Raw genomic sequence first — 20513 nt, 5'->3', positions numbered from 1 at the left:
AGAAATGAGCGCACTAACAGTTTTTTACATACATAAATATCCCTGAAAAATGGCAAGACTGAGGTTTAAGGCACTGGAGGCCCTTAGCATGAGAAAGAAAGTGGAGTTCAAGCTTCCCTCATTGAAAATATCTGACTATTTCGGTCAAAATGCTTTTGGGGTACCTCAAATGCGAAGTGCACTTGCACCAGAGGTGTTTGAGAAAGTGGTGCACGTGAGCCATGGTAAGCGGGTGGACAAAGACACGGCTGATGCAGTGGCAGCCGCTGTAAAAACCTGGGCCATGAACAGGGGGGTGACGCACTACACACACTGGTTTCAGCCTTTGACAGGGGCCACCGCCGAAAAGCACGATACATTTTTTGATTCCACCAAAGGCATCGAAGAGTTCAAAGGCAGCGCCCTTGTTCAGCAGGAGCCAGACGCTTCTTCCTTTCCAAGCGGGGGGATCAGAAGCACATTCGAGGCAAGGGGCTACACAGCCTGGGATCCAAGCTCGCCCATTTTCATTTGGGACACCACATTATGTATTCCCACCATATTTGTTTCGTTCACAGGGGAGGCGCTCGATTACAAAGCACCGCTGCTGAAAGCCATCGAAGCTATCGACAGGGCCTCTACCAAAGTTTGCCGGCTGTTCGACAGAGCAGTGGCCAACGTGACTCCCACACTTGGCTGGGAGCAAGAATACTTTGTAGTGGATAGAGCCCTTTACAATGCCCGTCCTGACCTGGTGATGTGTGGCCGAACGGTGTTTGGCCACAATCCGGCCCGTGGTCAGCAGCTGGACGACCATTACTTCGGGACGATCCCCACCAGGGTGCAAGAGTTCATGAAAGAGTTTGAGGTGGAGGCACATAAGCTGGGTATCCCCATCCGCACCAGGCACAATGAGGTAGCTCCATCGCAGTTTGAAGCAGCCCCCATGTTCGAGGAAGCCAACGTGGCTACCGACCACAACCAGCTTCTCAGAGACATTATGGATAGGGTGGCTTTTAAGCATGACCTTAAAGTGTTGCTGCACGAAAAACCATTTGCCGGTGTGAACGGAAACGGCAAACACAACAACTGGTCGCTCATGACCGATACCGGGGTGAATCTGCTTCAGCCCACCAGCAGTGCCAGGGAGAACCTCCTTTTTCTGACTTTCTTCGTTGTGTCCATCAAAGCGGTATACGAGCATGCCGATTTGCTCAGGGCCAGCATTGCATCATTTGGCAACGACTTTAGGTTAGGGGCTAATGAGGCTCCACCAGCTATTATTTCTGTTTTCATTGGGCAAACGTTGAGTAATGTGCTGGACGAGCTGGAGAAAAACGGGAACGTAAAAATTGAAAAAGGTGATAATCTGTATATGAAGCTGGGTATTGATCAGATACCAGAAATCATCATGGACAATACCGACCGCAACAGAACGTCGCCATTTGCTTTCACTGGCAATAAGTTTGAGTTCAGGGCGGTTGGCAGCGAGTCGAATGTGTCGAACCCGATGATGGTGCTTAATCTCATTGTGGCCGATCAGCTCAATAAGTTCTATTCGGAAGTAACTAAGCTGACCAACAAAGGCAAAGACCGCAGGCTGGCGATTATCGAGATCCTGAGAAAGTATATCAAAGAATCGAAGTCAATCAGATTTGAGGGTGATGGTTATTCGGAGGCGTGGGTGAAGGAAGCTGAGAAACGTGGCCTTTCCAATGTGCGGGACACACCAAGAGCCCTCGATTTTTACCTTTCTGACAAGTCCACTCAGCTATTCAGTTCCAACAAGATATTGAATGAAAAGGAGGTGAAGGCTCGTCATGAGATCATGATTGAGAACTACATCAAAAAGGCACAGATCGACTCCAGGGTAATGGGAGACCTGGCGCTGAACCATATCATCCCAACAGCCATTGCTTATCAGAATAAGCTCATTCAAAATGCAAAAGGCCTGAAGGAACTTGGGGTGGACAACAAGGAAATCATCAGCTATATTGAAGAAATAAGTCAGCACATTTCTGCCCTTCGCAAAAATGTGAATGAGATGATCGAAGAAAGGAAGAAGATCAACAAGATTGACGATTCAAGGAAGAGAGCCATTGCCTATTGTGATGACATCAGGCACAAGTATTTTGATAAGATCAGGTATTCTGTTGATAAGCTTGAGTTGTTTATTGACGACGAGGACTGGCCGCTTGTGAAATACAGGGAACTTTTGTTTCTGAAATAAGTAAGCATTTTCTAGTGTAAACAGTGTTGAAAAATATTCTGAAAGCCTTTTTTGTCGTCGTAGCTTGTGTCCTGGTTTCTCATTTTATTGGTGGGTGCATGGAATTTCGGATGTCGCTAAGGGAAATGGACGACTACTACGCTGGGTATCAAAAACCCAGGATTGTGTCATTTCCTTTCGACGGACGAACCGTCAACTATGCTGAAGCTGGCGATAAAACGAAACCTCTCGTGCTGTTCGTTCATGGTTCTCCGGGTTCCTGGAGCGCCTTCGCTGACTTTCTCAGGGATTCTAGTCTTGTTGCTAATTTTCACCTGATTGCACCAGACAGGCCCGGGTTTGGGCATTCTAATTTTGGAAGAGCCGAGCCTTCACTGAAGAAGCAAAGTGAGTTCCTGTATCAGGTGCTCAACAGATATCCTGAAAAAAAGGCTATCCTGGTGGGACACTCGCTGGGAGGGCCGGTAATCGCCCAAATGGCGATGGACTTTCCTGACAATGTCAGGGGACTGCTGTTTGTAGCTCCGTCCATTGACCCTGCACTTGAGCCGGATGAATGGTTCAGGCCACTGCTACGCAACTTCGTTGTCCGCACTTTTACACCCATAAGTTTGGTAGTATCCAATGAAGAAATTATCGACCTTAAGGAAGAGCTGGAGATGATGACCGATGGCTGGAAAAGCTTAAAGACGCCTGTTTATATGCTACAGGGTGACCAGGACACGCTTGTGCCTATGGAAAATGCCTACTACCCCGGAAAATTCATGCCCGACAGCCTTATTCACATTCAACTACTAAGCGGCGTCAATCACTTTATCCCGTGGTCGCATCCCCAGGAGATCATAAAAGGTATCAACTACCTCAAAGCTTTGCCTTAGCGGCAATTTGGGAATGTAGTATTTTTGGTATCTTTATTGAGAAGCGTTTCTTTAGACTGGAATATTATGAGACTAACCAAACACACCCTTGAGCTTTTTGTGGTTCTGCTGGCTATTGGCCTGGCTGCCAGTTCCTGCACCAAATCGGTATATATCAATACGCTGAGGCCTGCGGAGATTACCTTTCCTTCGCACGTGAACACGATTTTATTGGTCGACAGGACGGAGTTTGAAAGGAAAGGTCTCGGTATTGTGGAAGGAGTGCTTACCGGAGAGATGCCAGGTGAAGACAGAGCTGGTGTGCAGGAAGCGATGAATGCCTTTCAGCAACAGCTGATGGCCAGCCCCAGGTTCCAGTTGAAGCGAGCCAGCGAAACGTTGAAAGGCAACAGCATGACGGGCGCTTTTCCTGATCCGATTTCCTGGTCAGTGATCGAGCGTCTTTGTCGGAACTATGATGCTGATGCTGTGATCGCCGTCGAAATTTTTGATACCGACTTCATCGTCACCAACGGGAAGCGTGATGTCGAAAAAGAAGTAGAGAAAGATGGTAAAAAGGTAAAGGAGAAGGTGGTTGAGTATTTTGCCGAAGGCGTGGGTAATGCAAAAATAGGTTTTCGACTTTACGACCCTCTTGAAAAAACGATTGCAGACCAGCAGCTCTTTAACCCTTCTAATAATTGGAGTGCTACTGGTGCCAATGTGAAAGATGCCATGTCGCAGTTGATTCAAAAAACAGAGGCGACCAGGCAGGTTAGTCGTACGGCCGGCTCTACCTATGCCTACAAAATTGCCCCCATGCCAGTGCAATTAAGCCGGTTTTATTATGCTAAGTCCAAAAAGACGCCAGAAGTGAGGCAGGGTGCCCGACAAGCTCAGGTAGGGCAGTGGCAGGGTGCCATCGACACCTGGCGGGGCAGACTTAGCCAAAGCATTAAGCGGAAAGAAGGGGGCAAGCTGGCCTACAATATTGCCGTGGCCTACGAAGTGCTGGGAGATTTTGATAGCGCCAAAGAATGGGCGTCAAGATCTTACGTTAAATACGAGAACAAGAAAGGGCGTGGATACAATAGCACCCTGAACCAGAGGATATACAATGATCAGCTGCTGCAACAGCAGGGAGTCAGGGACTGATCTACTTTTCGGGCAAGGTTTCAATTTTACGCATCAGCGCTTCGGCTTCGGCGACTTTTTCGTCCGATTTTCGACGGTTCACACTGCTGAGTTTAAACGACTCTTCAAGCAGCTTTCTGTGCTTTTCAATGAGTTTTTCTTTTTCACTTTTCTTTCTAAAGAATCCGAATGCCATGTTTTGTGATTTATAAATCATATAACAGGATGATCGGTATAATGTTTTTAGTGATGGTATTTTGCCGAAATATTATCACCAAGGAATGGTAATCACACTTTTTTTGAGAAAAAATTAATCGCTACTTTCAGGGTCTCGACACCTTTAGCTGTTATTAGATTTTTACCACTGGATTTTACTACATCGAAAACTAAATGAGAAACTTTCTAAGAGCTCTCCCGGCTCTTTTTATTCTGCTCTTTTGTGCTTTTTTTTCGCTCTCTGCACAGAATTTTCAGTTCAAAGGTTACGTCAAAAATAGTGTTACAGGGGAACCCATAGAGGGGGCTAACGTGTATGTTACGAACCTGTCTACAGGCGTTATCACTGACTCAACCGGATATTTTTCTATGTTTTTGCCGCAGGGCACGCACGCTGTGGAGTTCACTTATGTGGGGTTTGAGTCGAAGAAAAGGAATATTGCCCTAAACAGGACGGTTACTATCAACATGAACCTCGAGGAGTCGTCGCAGCTGCTGCAAGAGGTGAGTGTGAGCGGGCAGGCTGAGGATCATAACATTTCCAGCTCGGAAATAGGGGTGAGTAAGATGTCGATGAAGACCATCGAAAAGATGCCTTCTTTCATGGGAGAAGTGGATGTAATGAAGAGCCTGCTGATGCTGCCCGGAGTGAGTACGGTGGGTGAGGGCACCACTGGGCTGAATGTGCGAGGGGGCAATATTGACCAAAACCTGATTTTGCTGGACGATGCCCCTGTTTTCAATAGCTCCCACCTGATGGGCCTATTTTCAGTGTTTAATCCCGACATGGTGCGAGACGTTACTTTTTACCGTGGGGCTATCCCTGCGCAGTATGGAAGCCGGGTGTCGTCGGTACTTGACATCAAAATAAGAAACCCTGAAACTGAAAGGCTGAAACTGGCGGGCGGGGTTGGGCTTATTTCTAACCGGCTGATGCTGGAAGGCCCGATTGGAAAAAGTGAAAAGCTTAGCTTCCTGATAGGTGGAAGGGCTTCTTTTTCTGATTATCTGCTCAAAATCTCCCCTAATAAGTCCATTCAGGACACCAGAGCCAATTTTTATGATGTTACGGGCAAGCTGTTGTACAAGCTGAACAACAACAACAAATTGCAGGTGTCTTTCTACAGGGCGCATGATGGGTTCAAGCTGGCATCCGATTCTCTGTCGGCCGTGGAAATTAACGCTTCTTCTTCTCAGTTTGCCTGGGAAACAGCCAACGCCACCGTCCGTTGGGATCATGCCTTTACGGACAACTTTATTGCCAATATCGTTGGTGTGTACAGCGACTACAATGCGATCATATCGAGCCCCGAACCTACCAACGGCTTTGACCTGACCTCGGCTGTAAAGTACCGCAAGCTCAAATCTGACTTTAGTTGGTTTAGCTCCGGAGGGCATTCGGTGATGTTTGGTGCGGCTGCCACCAAGTACATCATCGACCCTGGTCACCTGGATCCTAACAGCGACCAGTCGAATATCAATGAGCTTTTGTTGCAGCAGGAAAACGGTCTCGAGCTGGCTGCATTTGCCAGCGATGAAATCATTTTCAACGACAAAATCACTTTGATGCTTGGGCTCAGGTATTCCTACTTTCATAGCGTAGGAGAGAGAAATGTATACTCTTATGACCCCACTCAACCATATTCGCTAAAGACCATTACCGACACAACGTTTTTTAGCAAAGGCGAAAAGATCGCAAGCTATCATGGAGCCGAGCCCCGGTTTTCTTTTAAATACAGCCTGAACCCAAGCAGTTCCGTTAAGATTGGATACAACAAAATGCGCCAATACCTGCAGTTGGTTTCCAATACCACAGCCGCTTTGCCGATAGACAGGTGGCAGCTGAGCAACTCTTATTCAAAGCCTATCATAGCTGATCAGTTATCTGTTGGTTATTTCAAGAACCTCAACAGTAATGAGTATGAAGTCTCGGCGGAGGTGTTTTACAAAACCACACAAAATGTAAGCGACTATAAGGACGGCGCTGAGTTATTGCTGAACCAGGCGCTCGAAACGGCTATACTTCACGGCAGCGGCTATGCTTATGGGCTGGAGTTTCAAACCAAAAAGAATTTGGGAAGGCTTACAGGTTGGCTAAGTTATACCTATTCGCAGGCACGTCAGCTGGTAAAGGGCGACTTCGACGAAGAGGAGATAAGCGGGGGAGAGTACTATCCCACAAACTTCAACAAGCCTCATATTCTAAATATGTCTGCTACGTGGAAGGAAAGCGCCAGGGTAAATTTCTCTGCGAACTTCACTTACAGCACGGGCAGGCCAGTCACATACCCTGACGACAAGTACTATGTATACGGACTTTTCATTCCGAACTATGTGAGCAGGAATCAGTACAAAATACCGGACTATCACAGACTGGATCTTGCAATGACTGTTGGGCCCGATCCGGCCAAGCAGACCAAATGGCAGGGCAGCTGGACATTCTCCATTTACAATGTTTACGCACGCAAGAATGCCTATTCAGTATTTTTCAAGCCTAACAATCAGGCTGCCGTGAATCAGGCCAATGCCTACAAGTTGTCTATTTTCGGCACCATTTTCCCTTCCATCACCTATAATTTCTCCTTTTGATAGCCATGAAGAATCTGATGACTGTACAGCATATGCCTAAGGCTTTCTACATAAGTTTTCTCCTTTTTTTAGCATCCTGCATTACCCCATTTGATCCTGATTTGACTCAGGAAAACCCCAAACTGAGCGTGGAAGGAACGGTGACGGACCTGGCGGGGCCTTATGCGATCAAACTGAGTTACAGTACATCGTACACCAGCGGTGATAAGAAAAATGAGAATACAATCAGAGACGCAAAAGTCTTCATTAGCGACAGCGAGGGCAACGAGGAAGAGCTGACCTACAGCGGCAACGCAGGCACTTATGTGACCGCAGCCGATGGTATTCAAGGTGTGGCTGGCAGATACTACACGCTGAGGGTTGAACTTTCCAATGGTAAGGCCTATGAGTCATACCCGGAGCTGATGCCCCATGCGCCGGAAATCGATACATTGTATGCTGAGTACAGGGACGTGACCGGGGAATTTGTGCAGGGTGAGTTTGATGTTTACCTCGATGCCACCGATCCGGCAGAAGAGGAGAACTATTACCTGTGGAAGTGGAAGCACTACAAAAGACTTGACTACTGTCTGACATACATTCAGAACTTCCCTTCTCCGCCGACATGGTATGCCAGGTACTGCTGCGACGAATGTTTCGAAATTGAAGCTTGTGCCGGTTGTGTCAATATTGGGTCGGACGCACTGGTGAACGGCGGGAGGATCAGCAGAGTGCCCTTGATGTCGTTTGAGTACGACAGCCGGGAGCCTTACTATTTGCAGGCTGAGCAGTATTCACTGACGGAGTCGGCCTACAAGTTTTGGAAAACAGCCAGCGACCTGATCAACAATGCCGGTGGTGTTTTCGACAAGCCGCCTGTGACCGTAAAAGGAAACCTTTTCAATGTGGCCGACCCCGATGAGCAGGTGTTGGGGTATTTTGGTGCTTCCTCAGTAAAAGTAAAGGCAGTGTACTTTAGGAGAGACAATATTCCTTCGTTTCCTTATAGCTCAACACCTCTCTACAATATTGACACACGGGGCTGCCAGGAATGTGAAGAATCGATTTACAGAACCGGAAGAAAGCCATCAGAGTGGGATAATGCGCCGACGTATTGAAGCGATAGAATAGGCCTGTTCCAATGTTGCCGTAATACTCGGAAAGGCTTATATTTTGCACTTACCCATTGTGGAAAATTACTGCCTTTAAATAGAGTAACATCTTGTAATTGATTTCTTTATTCTCAAAATATAGGGAGTTTTGAAGCAGAGTTGTTCTCTATTTTAGGGTAAGGATCTACTACTTTTATGCAATACAAATGAGAAACCTCTTGAAGGTGCTTCTGGCTTGTGTCTTATTGTCGGTGTTGACGTCCTTTCTATCAGTTGCTCAAAATTTCCCCTTTAGTGGCACTGTTAAAAATAGCGTTTCAGGCGCTCCTTTAGAAGGTGTAAACGTCTACGTGACTAACCTTTCGACAGGTGTAGTAACTGACTCAGCCGGGTATTTCATCATGTTCTTACCACAGGGAGTGCATGCTGTTGAGTTTTCTTCTGTTGGTTTCGAGAGCAAAAGACGCAATGTGCCTGTTCATCGTGCCATGACCATCAATATTGACCTGGATGAGTCGTCTCAACTGCTGCAGGAAGTGAGTGTAAGTGGTCAGGCGGAAGACCATAATATATCGAGTGTGGAGCTTGGCGTTAGCAAGATGTCGATGAAGACGATTGAGAAAATGCCGACTTTTATGGGGGAAGTGGACGTGATGAAGAGCCTGCTCATGCTTCCGGGCGTGACAACGGTAGGGGAGGGAACAACAGGTATTAATGTAAGAGGAGGAAATATTGACCAAAACCTGATATTGCTCGACGATGCACCGGTTTTTAATAGTTCTCACCTGATGGGGCTGTTTTCGGTGTTTAATCCGGACGTTGTAAGAGATATCTCCTTTTACAGAGGGGCGATTCCGGCACAGTACGGAGGCAGGGCCTCTTCTGTACTGGACATAAAAATAAGAACGCCAGAAACCGATCAAATAAAAGCGCAGGGTGGGGTTGGGATCATAGCCAACCGTCTTTTGCTAGAAGGGCCTGTCAATAAGAAAGTAAGCTTCCTGCTGGGAGGCAGGGCTTCTTTTCCGAACTACATTTTCAAACTTGCTCCCAACAAAGCAATTCAGGACACCAGGGCTAACTTTTATGATGTAACGGCCAAGGTGCTTTATCAAGTTGATGATGACAATAAAATCCAGCTGTCATTGTATCGATCGGTGGACAGGTTTAAGCTGGCTTCTGACTCACTCTCTGCACTGGAGGTCAACGCTACATCCTCTCAATACGACTGGGAAACTACCAATGCTACCGTTAGGTGGGATCATGCTTTTTCTCCCGACTTCATAGCGAACGTAGTTGGTGTTTATAGCGACTACAATGCGTCGATTTCCAGCCTCGTTCCGGCTGTGGGCTTTGAGTTGCCGTCGGCCATAAAGTACCGAAAAGCAAAAGCCGACTTTAGCTGGTTGAAAGGCAGCCATACCATTATGTTTGGCGGTGCCGGCACCCAATACATTCTGGAACCGGGGCATCTGCAACCCACCAGCAGCGAATCGAACATCAACGAGCAGCTGCTGCAAAATGAGTATGGACTGGAACTGGCGGGGTTCGCAAGCGATGAACTCATCGTTAACACAAAGCTGACTGTAATGGCTGGTCTTCGGTATTCCTATTTCCAAAACATGGGTGACCGGGATGTGTATTCTTATCAGCCTGGCGTACCTTACTCGCATGAGTCAATGGTGGATACCACACACTATTCAAAGGGAGAAAGGATCAATAGCTATGGTGGCGCAGAGCCCAGGCTGTCATTAAAATACAGCCTTAACCCGACAGCGTCTGTCAAGCTGGGTTACAACAGGATGCGGCAATATTTGCAGATTATTTCCAATACCACTGCCTCAATGCCCATCGACAGGTGGCAACTGAGCAATCCCTACTCCAAGCCCATCATCGCCGATCAGGTGTCAGTGGGCTATTTCAAGAACCTCAGAGAGAATGTGTATGAGCTATCGGCAGAGGCTTTTTACAAAACCACCCAAAACCTAAGCGACTATAAAGATGGTGCTGACCTGCTGCTGAACCCGGCCTTGGAAACTGCCATTCTTCATGGAAATGGCTTTGCTTATGGTGTAGAGCTTCAGGCGAAGAAGAACATGGGAAGGCTGACCGGCTGGCTAAGTTACACCTACTCGCAGGCAAGAATCAGGACGAAGACTGATTTTATTGAGGAGCAAATTAGTAACGGTAACTACTACCCGACGAATTTCAACAAGCCTCATATACTGAACCTATCAGCCATATTTAAGCAAAGTGCCAGGGTGAGCTTTTCAGCGAATTTCACCTATAGTTCCGGCCGACCGACGACCTATCCGTTGGACAAGTACTACTACCATGGAGCGTATGTGCCTTATTATGAGAACCGCAACCAGTTTCGCATTCCCGATTATCATAGGCTGGATTTGGCTATGACAATAGACGATAAACCAAGCAGGCAAGCAAAGTGGAAGGGGAGCTGGGTATTTTCTATCTATAATGTCTATGCCCGAAAAAATGCCTATTCGATTTTTTTCAAGCCTAATAATCAGCTTTACTATGTCCATGCTGACGTCTATAAGCTCTCTATTTTTGGCTCCATTTTTCCGTCAATCACCTACAACTTTACTTTTTGATGGGATCAAGAAGCCTGACTTTGTATAGAAATAGATTGACAGGTGTGTTGACTGTGTGTCTTGTTGTGCTCACCACTTGCATTACCCCATTTGATCCTGAATTGACCGACGAAGAGCCAAAATTAACAGTAGAGGGTCTGATTACTGACCAGCCAGGCCCTTACAGGGTGAAGCTAAGCTACAGCACCACTTATACTTCAGGCAACGCTAAAAGTGACTTTACGATTTATGATGCTAAAGTAATCATCAAAGACGATGTGGGGAATGAGGAACAACTTACCTATACGAAGGGAGGCACGTATGAAACGAAAGCTGATGGAATACGAGGAGAAGTTGGGCGGAGCTATTCGGTACAAATAGAGCTATCCGATGGAAAGGTTTATGAGTCTGTGCCGGAGATGCTGCCAGCTGTTCCACCCATCGACACCATATACGCTGAGTACCGGGATATTTCCGGCGAATTTTTGCAAGGGGAGTTTGACGTTTTCGTCGAGACCAAAGATCCGAAAGATGAAGAGAACTACTATCTGTGGAGGTGGAATAACTTTGAGCGACTGGATTATTGTAGGATCTATACAACGGGAAGTGGCGCATTCAAGCTTGTAACTTATGCGGTGCCTTGTTGCGGTATTTGCTTTGACATTGTCAACTGTCCGGGTTGTGTAAATGTGGCTGCTGATAAGCTTATGAATGGGAATAGGATATCAAGAGTACAGTTGCTGACTTTCCCATATGACGATCGAAAGCCTTATTTCGTTGAGGCAGAGCAGTATTCGGTGAGTAAAGCAGCGTACGAGTACTGGCAAATGGTAGACCACTTGACTACGAATTCAGGGGGAGTTTTTGACAAACCCCCTATCACAATAAAAGGAAATTTGTCAAATGCTACCGACCCGGATGAGAGAGTTCTTGGCTATTTCGGAGCATCGGGACTAAAGACAAAATCAGTTTATTTTAGTAGAAGGGGTATTCCGGCAAATCCTTACAAAAAGCTTTGGTATGACGACTTCGTTGAGGACAAAAGATTCGGATGCCTGGAATGTGAGGAGGTGGCAGGAGTAAGAACTGGAATCACCCCAGCTCATTGGGACGATGCGCCTACTTATTATCCAGTTGTTTATTGATGTAGTATGTTGGAACGATTTAGCCCAGGCAAAGTAAATGCAAAATGGAAGCTGCTCAGCTTGTTGTTGCTGGTCGGCTGCATAACTCCCTTTGACCCCGAACTGACCGATGAAAACCCCAAACTGACGGTCGAAGGTCTCATTACTGACCAGCCAGGACCTTACAGGGTAAAGCTAAGCTACAGTACCACTTACACTTCGGGCAACGCTAAAAGTGATTTTACAATCTACGATGCAAAGGTCATTATCAAAGATGATGCGGGCAATGAAGAACAACTCACTTATACAGCGGGCGGCGCTTATGAGACCAAAGCTGATGGAATCAGAGGCGAAGTGGGGCGAAGCTATTCGGTGAGGATAGAGTTGGCTAACGGAAAAAATTACGAATCGAAGCCCGACTACCTGGCGGCAGTGCCGGAGATAGACACCATGTACGCTGAGTACCGGGATATCTCAGGCGAGTTTTTGCAAGGTGAGTTTGATGTTTTCGTGGAGACCAAAGACCCAGAAAATGAGGAGAACTACTATCTGTGGCGCTGGAATAATTATGAGAGGCTGGATTATTGCAGAATTTGGAGAATAGGAGCCCCGGATGCGGGCTATATCACGTTCGGCACCTATTGCTGTAGCCGGTGCTTTGGTATCACCAATTGCCCAGGATGCGTTAATGTCGGGTCAGACAAACTGTTGGATGGAAATACAATAGCCAGAGTGCCTTTGCTTACTTTTCCTTATGACGATCGCCTGCCTTATTTTGTTGAAGCCGAGCAGTATGCCCTTAGCAGGGCTGCGTATGAATACTGGCAAAAAGTGGCGCAACTAACTACCAACTCGGGTGGGGTATTTGATAGGCCTCCGATCACCATTAAGGGCAACCTGTTTAATGTGAACGATCCCGAAGAAAGAGTGCATGGCTTTTTTGGTGCGTCAGGGCTAAAAATGAAGTCCGTTTATTTTAGCAGAAGCGGTATTTCAGACAATCCGTACAGAAAGCTGTCATCGGAAATTATTCTGGACATGAGATTCGGCTGTCTGGAATGCCAAGAAGTAGCGGGTGTCAGAACGGGAGTCACACCCGCCCACTGGGAAGATGCACCAACTTACTATCCAGTTGTTTCCAGCAATTGATTAACGGAAAAGTGTGCAAAGAACCTGACTTGGTGTTGTCTACAATAGTTGCTTTAGGAAAACGCCGCTTTATTCTTTCGAATAATTGATCTGATTCGTTATCCTGTTTTTTCTGTTGTAAAACTTCCAAAGACCGATGCGTTCATCATTCAAATACTTTCCTTCCGATTCCACAGTGCCATTGTCATGGTAGTATTTCCATGTGCCTTGTTTTTGGGAGTTCAGTAGTTGCCCCTCAGAGGCCAGCTTGCCGTTGGGGTGGTAGTACTTCCATATGTCAGAGGTAAAGCCGTTTTTGTAATAGCTTTCCAGCTTTAGGGTACCATCTTCATAGTAAGTTATCCTTGAGCCGTAGCCGTCTTTTAGGGTGCCACCAGGCAATACCTCCCCTTTTGGTGTAAAGTATTCGCTGACTGCCAGTAGTCGGCCATTGTCCCAGTTTTCGTCCTGTATGAGTTGCTCATTTTGGTAAAACCTGCCCCAAATGCCGTCCTCCAAATCCAGCCTGTAGCTACCGATAGCAGATATTTCTCCTGTAATATAGTAACTGACCCACTGGCCGTCTCTCATGTCATTTTTGTACTTGCCTTCGGTTTCGATTGGGCCAGCTTCGTAAAAGTATTTCCACAAGCCAGTCTTCTGATCACGCAGGTAGTCGCCAATGGAATAGAGGTTGCCATTCTCAAAGAAGCTTGTCCATGTACCGGTCTTCAGGTCGTAGGCATATTTGCCTTCAACGCTCTTTTTGCCCCGGGCAAAAAACTCCTGATAGATGCCGTCCTTTAGGCCATTCTTATAGTTGACATTCAACTTGAGCTGACCATTCTCGTAGTATTGCTGCCAGTTGCCGGTTGCTATGCCTAACTCATATTCTTCCGTCTTTTCCAGTTTGCCACTCGGGTAGTAGTACGACTGTTTTCCATCCAGCGAACCATTTTTATATTTCTCTTTGGCTAAAATCAATTTGAAAGGGTCGTATTCTACCCAAACACTGTCTTTCTTTCCTATTTTGAAGACTCCCTCAAGCGCCACACTTCCGTCGGGATAAAACTCCGTAACCGGGCCGTGAAGCGTATTTTCTTTGTAATTTACTTTGGACTGCAATTGTCCGTATTCGTCGTAAAATTCGGCCTCACCGTCCAGTTTATCATTCTCATAAAACACTGCGGACTTCAGGTTACCTGTTTCATAATACTCTTTCCAAAGACCTTCTCGTTTGCCCTCGTTGTATTTGCCTTCGTAAAGCTTAAGCCCAAAGCGATAGAACCCTTCCCAGTCGCCAGTTCGCAGACTATCTTTGTACCGGCCTCGTTCCTTGATTTCCCCATTTGAATAAATACTGGCATAGATGCCGTTAAGAATACCTCCCTTGTAGCTCTCCATTTGGTTGCGGCGGCCATCTGTGTTGTAGAAAAACCAAAGGCTGTCTTTCTTATCATTTTTGTAAAAACCTTCTGCCAGCAGCTGGTTATTGCCTCTGTAAAAAAGCCACAGGCCTTCCTTTTTACCATTCTGTACCTCGCCTTTGTAAGTGGCAACGGTGTCAGGAAAAGACATCGTTTGGGCCTTCAATCCGGGGAGCAAAAAGCAGGATAGACAAAAAATGCTTAAGGAGTATATCAACAAATAGCTTGCGGGCTTATTCATCCGGGGTTTGATTGTTGTCCGATTACTTTGGTATTCAAAAACAATGCTAGATTATTCAATCCTTTAAAATAGACATAAATTTTTTAAAACCTTTGGTAGCGAATTCATCGAGATTTGGGATCTCATGGAGAGGTAAATAGTAGCTGAGCCGCAAAAAGGTGGATTTTTCAATTAAAAGTGTTTGCACGCTGTCGGAGGGGTTTAAGTCGTGAAAATTACCTGAGAAAATGTCGTTTTCCCAGGGTGAACCGTCGACTTGAAAACGAATTTTTTCAAAAGTAAGTGCCCCAATATTCTTTAAAATGTTTGGTTTTCTTTCCTGCCAAAACCCACCGGCCACGTGAAGCGACAGGGTGAAGTAATGCCCCCACCAGAATAACAGCCGGATATTGAGCACATCGTGACGGGTCATAAGCCGTGGATAGTCCAGTACAATATAGGGGAGACCTTTGTAATTTTCTCCTCTCGATACCTTTCCAGCTTTTACCAGGGTGTCGGGTGGTAAGTGAAGGCTGCTTTCACTCAGCATTATTTGCCTAAATTTTCCTTCTACTGCAGAGAACCGGTCAGCCATCTTCGAAATTACCTTTCGTTTGGTCAACAGCAGTTCGCTGTCACCCATCAGGTCTATTTCTTCTTTGGAAAACCCGTCTTCTACCATCTGATAAGTGCAGAAGCCCAGGTAAATCCGCTACCAAATGCAGCGAGGCATACTAAGTCGCCTTCCTTTATTTTTCCTTCCTGCCACGCTTCACTCATTGCAATGGGAATGGAAGCGGCTGTAGTGTTGCCATATTTCATGATGTTGTTGAATACCTGGTCGTCCGACAGTCCCATTTTCTTTTGAATGAACTGGCTGATGCGCAGGTTGGCCTGGTGCGGGATCAAAAGGTTGATGTCTGTGCTCTTAAAGCCATTCTTGTCCAGTGCCTCATTGATCACCTCTTCAAAGCGGGTAACAGCGTGCTTGAACACAAAGTTGCCATTCATGTAGGGGTAGTAGCTGATGTCTTCGGGGTCATTTTCGACGATTAGTTTGTCCACCCAGTGCTTGGTGCTTGGGCCTATGAGTGCCAGCTCCTTCGCATGCTTGCCTTCGGAATGAAGGTGCGTAGACAGGATGCCCTGCCCTGGCTTGTCGGCTGCCTGCATCACCACGGCACCTGCTCCGTCGCCGAAAATAACTGAGACGCCACGCCCTCTGGTGGTCATGTCGAGGCCGCTGCTATGGAGCTCGGAGCCTATCACCAGGATGTTGTTATACATTCCGGTTTTGATAAACTGATCGGCAATAGAAACTGCATAAACAAACCCTGAACACTGATTTCGGACGTCAAGCGCACCAATTTCTTTGATGCCAAGCTGCTCTTGCACCATCACACCCGGGCCTGGGAAGTAGTAGTCGGGGCTGAGCGTGGCAAAAATGATGAAGTCAAGATCGTCGGGCGTAATTCCGGCGTTTTTGATGGCAATCCGGGCAGCCTTGGTACCCATGGTTGACGGAGCTTCATCCGACTTTGGGTCTACAAACCGGCGCTCTTTAATGCCGGTTCTTTCCTGAATCCATTCGTCAGTGGTTTCTATTAGTTTTTCAAGGTCTTTGTTGGTCACTACGTTGTCGGGCACATAGTGGCCAATGCCTGCTATCTTGCTTGCTCTCATTTGGGTGTTGAGTTATATTTATACAAGAATAATAAACGAAACAATTTAAGTTCTATTCAATAACAAGGACTTCGATACGGCGGTTTAACTCACGTCCTTCTTTTTCATTGTCATTCGACGCCAGTGGTTGTGTGGCTCCGTAGCCCACCTCCTTAATTCTATTCTCTGATATTCTTCTTTGCATCAGGTAGCTGCCCACTGCTCTGGCCCTGAGTTTCGATAAATTCTGTGTACTGGTTTTTTCCTCCAGAGCGTCGGTGTGTCCGCCAATCTCAATTCTCAGTTCAGGGTTTTCACTCATTACCTTGAAAAGTGCGAAAAGCTCGGGCGTATAAGCAGAGCTGATATAATCAGATCCCGGCTCAAAGTATATATTACTCAAAATGGCCTTATTGCCTTTGCTGAATTTCTTTCCCAGGTCACCCAACTCAGTGTACTCGGAAATTGGGGCTGTGGTTTCTGTGCTGGCACTGGCAACTTTTGTAGTCGTTTTGGTTGGAACGGCTGATTTGCCTTGCTGGACTCCCTGCTGATGGGTTTGCTGAGCAAGGATGGTTTCCGTTAAGTCGATCTCAAAAACTTTGTTCAGTATGTTGGTGGGGCTGGTCTGATCCACTGAAATACTCTCTGTTTTAGCATGCAGACCCATGTAGGTCAGGTCGAATGTTTGGTCAAATCCTGACGTAAGCAAGACCTCAAACTCTCCGTCCTGATTGCTTTCAGCCGAAAGTGTGTTGAGGTACTGGTTGTCGGGCGTTACTTTCACCAGCACCCCTGCCAGAGGCTGCTTTGTAGAGCTGGCGATTACCCTGCCCTTCATTGGAATCTTGATTTCTTCTACGAACAGGTAAGCATCGAGAAAGCCAACTGTTCCGGCCCTGTCCGAACTAAAGAAGCCAGTTTTGCCGTCTTTGTTGAACTTGAAGAAAATTTCATCGCCGGGTGTATTGATAGGATACCCCAGGTTTTCCGGAGTTCCCCACTTGCCTGTAGTAGGGTTTCGTGCCGACTTGAATATGTCGAAACCTCCAATGCTCGAGTGGCCTCTTGAGCTAAAATAGATGGTGGAGCCGTCTGGTGTAATGTAAGGGCTGTCTTCGTCAAACGGAGAGTTGAGTTCCTGTAGCTCAGTAGGGGCTGACCATTGGCCTTCACCCTGCCTTGTCACCATATAAAGGTCGATGTCTTTGTCGGGCTTTTTTGATTCGGCCGTATAAACAAGTACCTCTCCATTGGAAGTGAAAAAGCCGCTGACCTGCATGCCCGAGCGATCTATCTGCTCCAAAGGCTTGGGCTTTTGCCAAACACCATTTACTTTTTCCGATTGATACAGATCACCCTTCTTGTCTTCGTAGTAAAGCAGAAGTTTGGTTTCGTTGTCGAAAAGCTGAAGGTTGACGATGTTTCCTTTCATTTCTTTGAAAGCCGGGTAGCTCACTGGTGCCGACCATTTGTTTTTCCCCTGCCGCTCAAAAAAGTAAATAGTTGACCTTTGCTTTCTTCGGCGGACACTCTCGTCGTTGCCTATGCTCGCAAGCATCAGCTTACTTTCATTGTCAAACAATATAGGGTTCTCTTCAGAATTGAGCGTATTGATAGGTGCCGGCAAATGGTGCACTGAATAGGTGGATGGATGCTCGATAAAAGATTTTTTAACAATAGCGTCTTCAATAAACGCCTTTGTTTCGTCGGTAATTACTTTGCTTTTGTAAGCCTTCAGGTCGAGGAATTTCTGCCAGGCTTCTATGGCCGCACCATAGTCGTACCGTGCTGCATAGATCCTTCCAGCCCAGTAATAGAAAAATTTGTCGCTGGTACCCAGGGTAGCTTCAAACTGAAGAAATTTATCGAGTGGTTTGGCGGGGTAGTAGGTGAGTAGTGAGCAAATCTCGGCGTAGTACTGGGCCTTTCTATCGTCGGGTGATCCAGTCAGGTATTCGTTGAACAACAGGAAGGCGGTTTCTAACTCCTCATCATAAAAAGAATCCTCTGCTCTCACATACGTGCTGTGCTTGCCTTGTGAGGAGCCTGCGTAGGGAAGCAGGACACCCACTGCAAGGAGGGCTAGTGAAGTAATGCGTAAATAGGTCGAATTTTTCATGCTGGTATACAAATACAATAGAAATCGGGTTGGTTGATACTTCTGCAAAACGCTATGAATACGAACTTGTTCAAGATACAAATTGTCTCAGGATAATGATAAATCGTCAATTAGTCAAAGAGTGTATAGTTGCCGAACTGATCCGAAGGCGCAGCCGGCAAGATCAAATCAGGCGCATCATACTTTATATTATTAACTCTTGATGACACAGGATGGCGCTGCATTTGCAGTGCCGGAAAGGGGGTTAGCATGCTCACCAGCTCCTCGAATGGCGTAGCTTTGTTGAGCCAGGCACTTTCACGGGATTTCTCAATCATTACAGGCATCCGGTCACTGGCTTCCGATACCAGTTGGTTAGCAGCACAAGTAATTAATGTAAACGAATGCATTTGCTCTCCTTCATCATCTTCAAACTCCTCCCAAAGACCTGCCATTGCAAAAGGCTGGTGCTGCTTTTCAAAAAAGTAGTAGGGCACCTGTCCTTTTTTGCTCACTTTTTTCCAATCGTAAAACCCATCAGCTGGTATCAAGCACCGGCGCTCCATCAGAGCGGTTTTTGCACTTGCTTTCTCGGGAATCTGTTCTGCTCTTGTGATGTAGAGCCTTTCACTGATGCTTTTATTGTTGGCCCATTTCGAGATCAGTCCCCAGTAAAAAAACGAAAACCCCTTCGGTGAGTCGCTGGTAATAACTGGGGCGAGCTGTGTCGGCGCTATATTAAACCTTGGCTCATATGAGTCTGTTACATCAGCTTTAAATCGCCTGGCAACTTCTTCAGGTGGCTTACTCAACGTATAGCGTGAACTCATTCAATGATTGGTTTTCCCAAAGCTATCTAATTTGCCGTAAAAATACGACCGTAACACTGACTGTGAGTCATTTAACCATTTACTTGCCCTGAAGCCACCGCTCAGGGTGCAGGCAAAATTCGGTAGCCATTTGCTCCGACCAGTAGGTGCTGCCGTTTCGAAACTCTGCAAAACCGCAATGCCCGCCGTGCCGGGGTTTCAGCAATATGGTGTTTGCATTGGCGCTGAAGGCACTTTCCTCGTAACACTTAGCGGAAAGGAAAGTATCGTTTAACGCATTGACCACAAGCAGGGGCGTCTTTACTTTCGGCACAAACGGGGCTGAGCTGCACTGGGTGTAGTAGTCAACAGCGCCTTCGTAGCCGTGCAGGGGGCCTGTAATTAATTCGTCAAACTGAAAGATGCTTTTTATTTTCCGAACACCCTCAGTGTTGAATGATTCGGGGAATATTTCGGCTTTTCGAACCACTTTCTTAATCAATGTATTCAGGAATCTTCGGGTGTAGAGATAGTTGTGCCATTTGTCTATTTCAACAGAGCAACTCTCCAGGTCAAGAGGTACGGAAAACGCCACGGACGAGGCAATCGGATATTGGTCAGCGTAGGACTCGCCCAGAAACTTCACTGTCATATTGCCGCCAAGACTAAAGCCTACCAGTGAAATTTCGTTGTAGCCTCTCTTGACGGCTTCGGCCACTACTGCGTCCAGGTCTTCGGTAGCTCCGCTATTGTAGAACCTCGGCAGCCTGTTGAGCTCGCCACCACAGCCCCGTAGGTTCCAGGCCATCACGTCCCAGCCATGGGCATAAAAGGCCTTGGTCATTCCTTTGATATAGGGCCTGCTACTGTCCCCTTCCAGCCCGTGAGTGATAATTACTACCCGGTTGTTGCGATTTGCTGTGTGCTGTATGGCATAATCAATGTCAAGAAAATCACCGTCTTTCATTTCCAGCCTTTCCCTTCGAACGGCAGGGGGATTGGATACTTTTCTGAAAAGCGCAGGGTAAATCGTTTCGAAGTGCTTGTTTACGGAAAGAAAGGAACCCTTGTAGCTGGGTTTTTGGAGTACGGGCATTGCTGATTAATCAATAAATTTTCAAAAAAGCCATGAATACTGCTGTAGTTATTGCTAATATCGTAGCAGACGGGAACCTATGCACACGTTTGTAAACTGATGTTTGGGTAGATTCGCTGGCCGACCAAAACATTTTCCAACGAATATCATTTAATATGTTCATGGCTAAGCCTCAATTTTATAAATTTACGAGTCGCAACATGATAATGCATAGTTGTGATTAAAATTTCAATAACGCTATTTTTGATATAAATAAGGA

At 46.5% G+C, this 20513-nt stretch carries 15 protein-coding genes; 8 read left to right on the top strand and 7 right to left on the bottom strand.

Annotated elements, in window-relative coordinates; all coding sequences use genetic code 11:
• Nucleotides 1-49 precede the first annotated feature (49 nt).
• The 3 genes from RT717_RS16945 (at nucleotide 50) to RT717_RS16935 (ending at nucleotide 4221) form a co-directional block, all read left to right on the top strand.
• The gene (locus tag RT717_RS16945) at nucleotides 50-2209 is read left to right on the top strand and encodes a glutamine synthetase III family protein (RefSeq protein ID WP_317487571.1); all 2160 of its coding nucleotides are present in this window, start codon (nucleotides 50-52) and stop codon (nucleotides 2207-2209) included.
• Nucleotides 2210-2307: 98 nt separating this feature from the next.
• Nucleotides 2308-3087: an alpha/beta fold hydrolase gene (locus tag RT717_RS16940; protein WP_317487570.1), complete on the top strand. Its 780-nt coding sequence runs from the start codon at nucleotides 2308-2310 to the stop codon at nucleotides 3085-3087.
• A 66-nt stretch (nucleotides 3088-3153) separates the two neighbouring features.
• A complete protein-coding gene (locus RT717_RS16935; RefSeq protein WP_317487569.1) occupies nucleotides 3154-4221 on the top strand; it encodes a DUF6340 family protein in 1068 nt (355 codons plus the stop codon).
• A gap of 1 nt (nucleotide 4222) precedes the next feature.
• Here the strand turns inward: RT717_RS16935 and RT717_RS16930 are convergent, their stop codons facing one another.
• Nucleotides 4223-4396: a Lacal_2735 family protein gene (locus RT717_RS16930; protein ID WP_317487568.1), complete on the bottom strand. Its 174-nt coding sequence runs from the start codon at nucleotides 4394-4396 to the stop codon at nucleotides 4223-4225.
• 194 nt (nucleotides 4397-4590) lie between these two features.
• Between RT717_RS16930 and RT717_RS16925 the strand changes: the two genes are divergently transcribed.
• The 5 genes from RT717_RS16925 (at nucleotide 4591) to RT717_RS16905 (ending at nucleotide 12960) form a co-directional block, all read left to right on the top strand.
• Complete coding sequence (locus RT717_RS16925; RefSeq protein WP_317487567.1) at nucleotides 4591-7005, top strand: TonB-dependent receptor; 2415 nt, start codon at nucleotides 4591-4593, stop codon at nucleotides 7003-7005.
• Between the two features lie 5 nt (nucleotides 7006-7010).
• Nucleotides 7011-8102 (top strand): DUF4249 domain-containing protein, encoded by a 1092-nt coding sequence (locus RT717_RS16920; RefSeq protein ID WP_317487566.1) that lies wholly within the window; start codon nucleotides 7011-7013, stop codon nucleotides 8100-8102.
• Between the two features lie 200 nt (nucleotides 8103-8302).
• Nucleotides 8303-10708 (top strand): TonB-dependent receptor, encoded by a 2406-nt coding sequence (locus RT717_RS16915; RefSeq protein WP_317487565.1) that lies wholly within the window; start codon nucleotides 8303-8305, stop codon nucleotides 10706-10708.
• A complete protein-coding gene (locus RT717_RS16910; RefSeq protein ID WP_317487564.1) occupies nucleotides 10708-11832 on the top strand; it encodes a DUF4249 domain-containing protein in 1125 nt (374 codons plus the stop codon). The genes RT717_RS16915 and RT717_RS16910 overlap by 1 nt, the downstream gene beginning before the upstream one ends.
• A 6-nt stretch (nucleotides 11833-11838) precedes the next feature.
• On the top strand, nucleotides 11839-12960 hold the full coding sequence (locus RT717_RS16905; RefSeq protein WP_317487563.1) for a DUF4249 domain-containing protein: 1122 nt from the start codon (nucleotides 11839-11841) through the stop codon (nucleotides 12958-12960).
• 69 nt (nucleotides 12961-13029) lie between these two features.
• Here RT717_RS16905 and RT717_RS16900 read toward each other — a convergent pair whose 3' ends face one another.
• From RT717_RS16900 to RT717_RS16875, 6 genes are all read right to left on the bottom strand, one after another.
• Nucleotides 13030-14517, bottom strand: coding sequence for a toxin-antitoxin system YwqK family antitoxin (locus RT717_RS16900; RefSeq protein WP_317487562.1), 1488 nt, complete (start codon nucleotides 14515-14517; stop codon nucleotides 13030-13032).
• Between the two features lie 145 nt (nucleotides 14518-14662).
• Nucleotides 14663-15268: a hypothetical protein gene (locus RT717_RS16895; protein WP_317487561.1), complete on the bottom strand. Its 606-nt coding sequence runs from the start codon at nucleotides 15266-15268 to the stop codon at nucleotides 14663-14665.
• Nucleotides 15262-16269 (bottom strand): 3-oxoacyl-ACP synthase III family protein, encoded by a 1008-nt coding sequence (locus RT717_RS16890; RefSeq protein ID WP_317487560.1) that lies wholly within the window; start codon nucleotides 16267-16269, stop codon nucleotides 15262-15264. Before RT717_RS16890 ends, RT717_RS16895 begins: the two co-directional genes overlap by 7 nt.
• Before the next feature lie 52 nt (nucleotides 16270-16321).
• Nucleotides 16322-18370 (bottom strand): OmpA family protein, encoded by a 2049-nt coding sequence (locus RT717_RS16885; RefSeq protein WP_317487559.1) that lies wholly within the window; start codon nucleotides 18368-18370, stop codon nucleotides 16322-16324.
• A gap of 110 nt (nucleotides 18371-18480) precedes the next feature.
• A complete protein-coding gene (locus tag RT717_RS16880) occupies nucleotides 18481-19179 on the bottom strand; it encodes an SOS response-associated peptidase (RefSeq protein WP_317487558.1) in 699 nt (232 codons plus the stop codon).
• Nucleotides 19180-19258: 79 nt separating this feature from the next.
• Nucleotides 19259-20254 carry a YheT family hydrolase gene (locus RT717_RS16875; protein ID WP_317487557.1) on the bottom strand — a complete coding sequence of 332 codons (996 nt, stop codon included), beginning with the start codon at nucleotides 20252-20254 and terminating at the stop codon, nucleotides 19259-19261.
• Nucleotides 20255-20513 lie beyond the last annotated feature (259 nt).

The organism is Imperialibacter roseus (genome assembly GCF_032999765.1).
GTDB classification, from domain to species: Bacteria; Bacteroidota; Bacteroidia; order Cytophagales; family Cyclobacteriaceae; genus Imperialibacter; species Imperialibacter roseus.
This window is presented reverse-complemented; position numbering and strand designations above follow the sequence as displayed.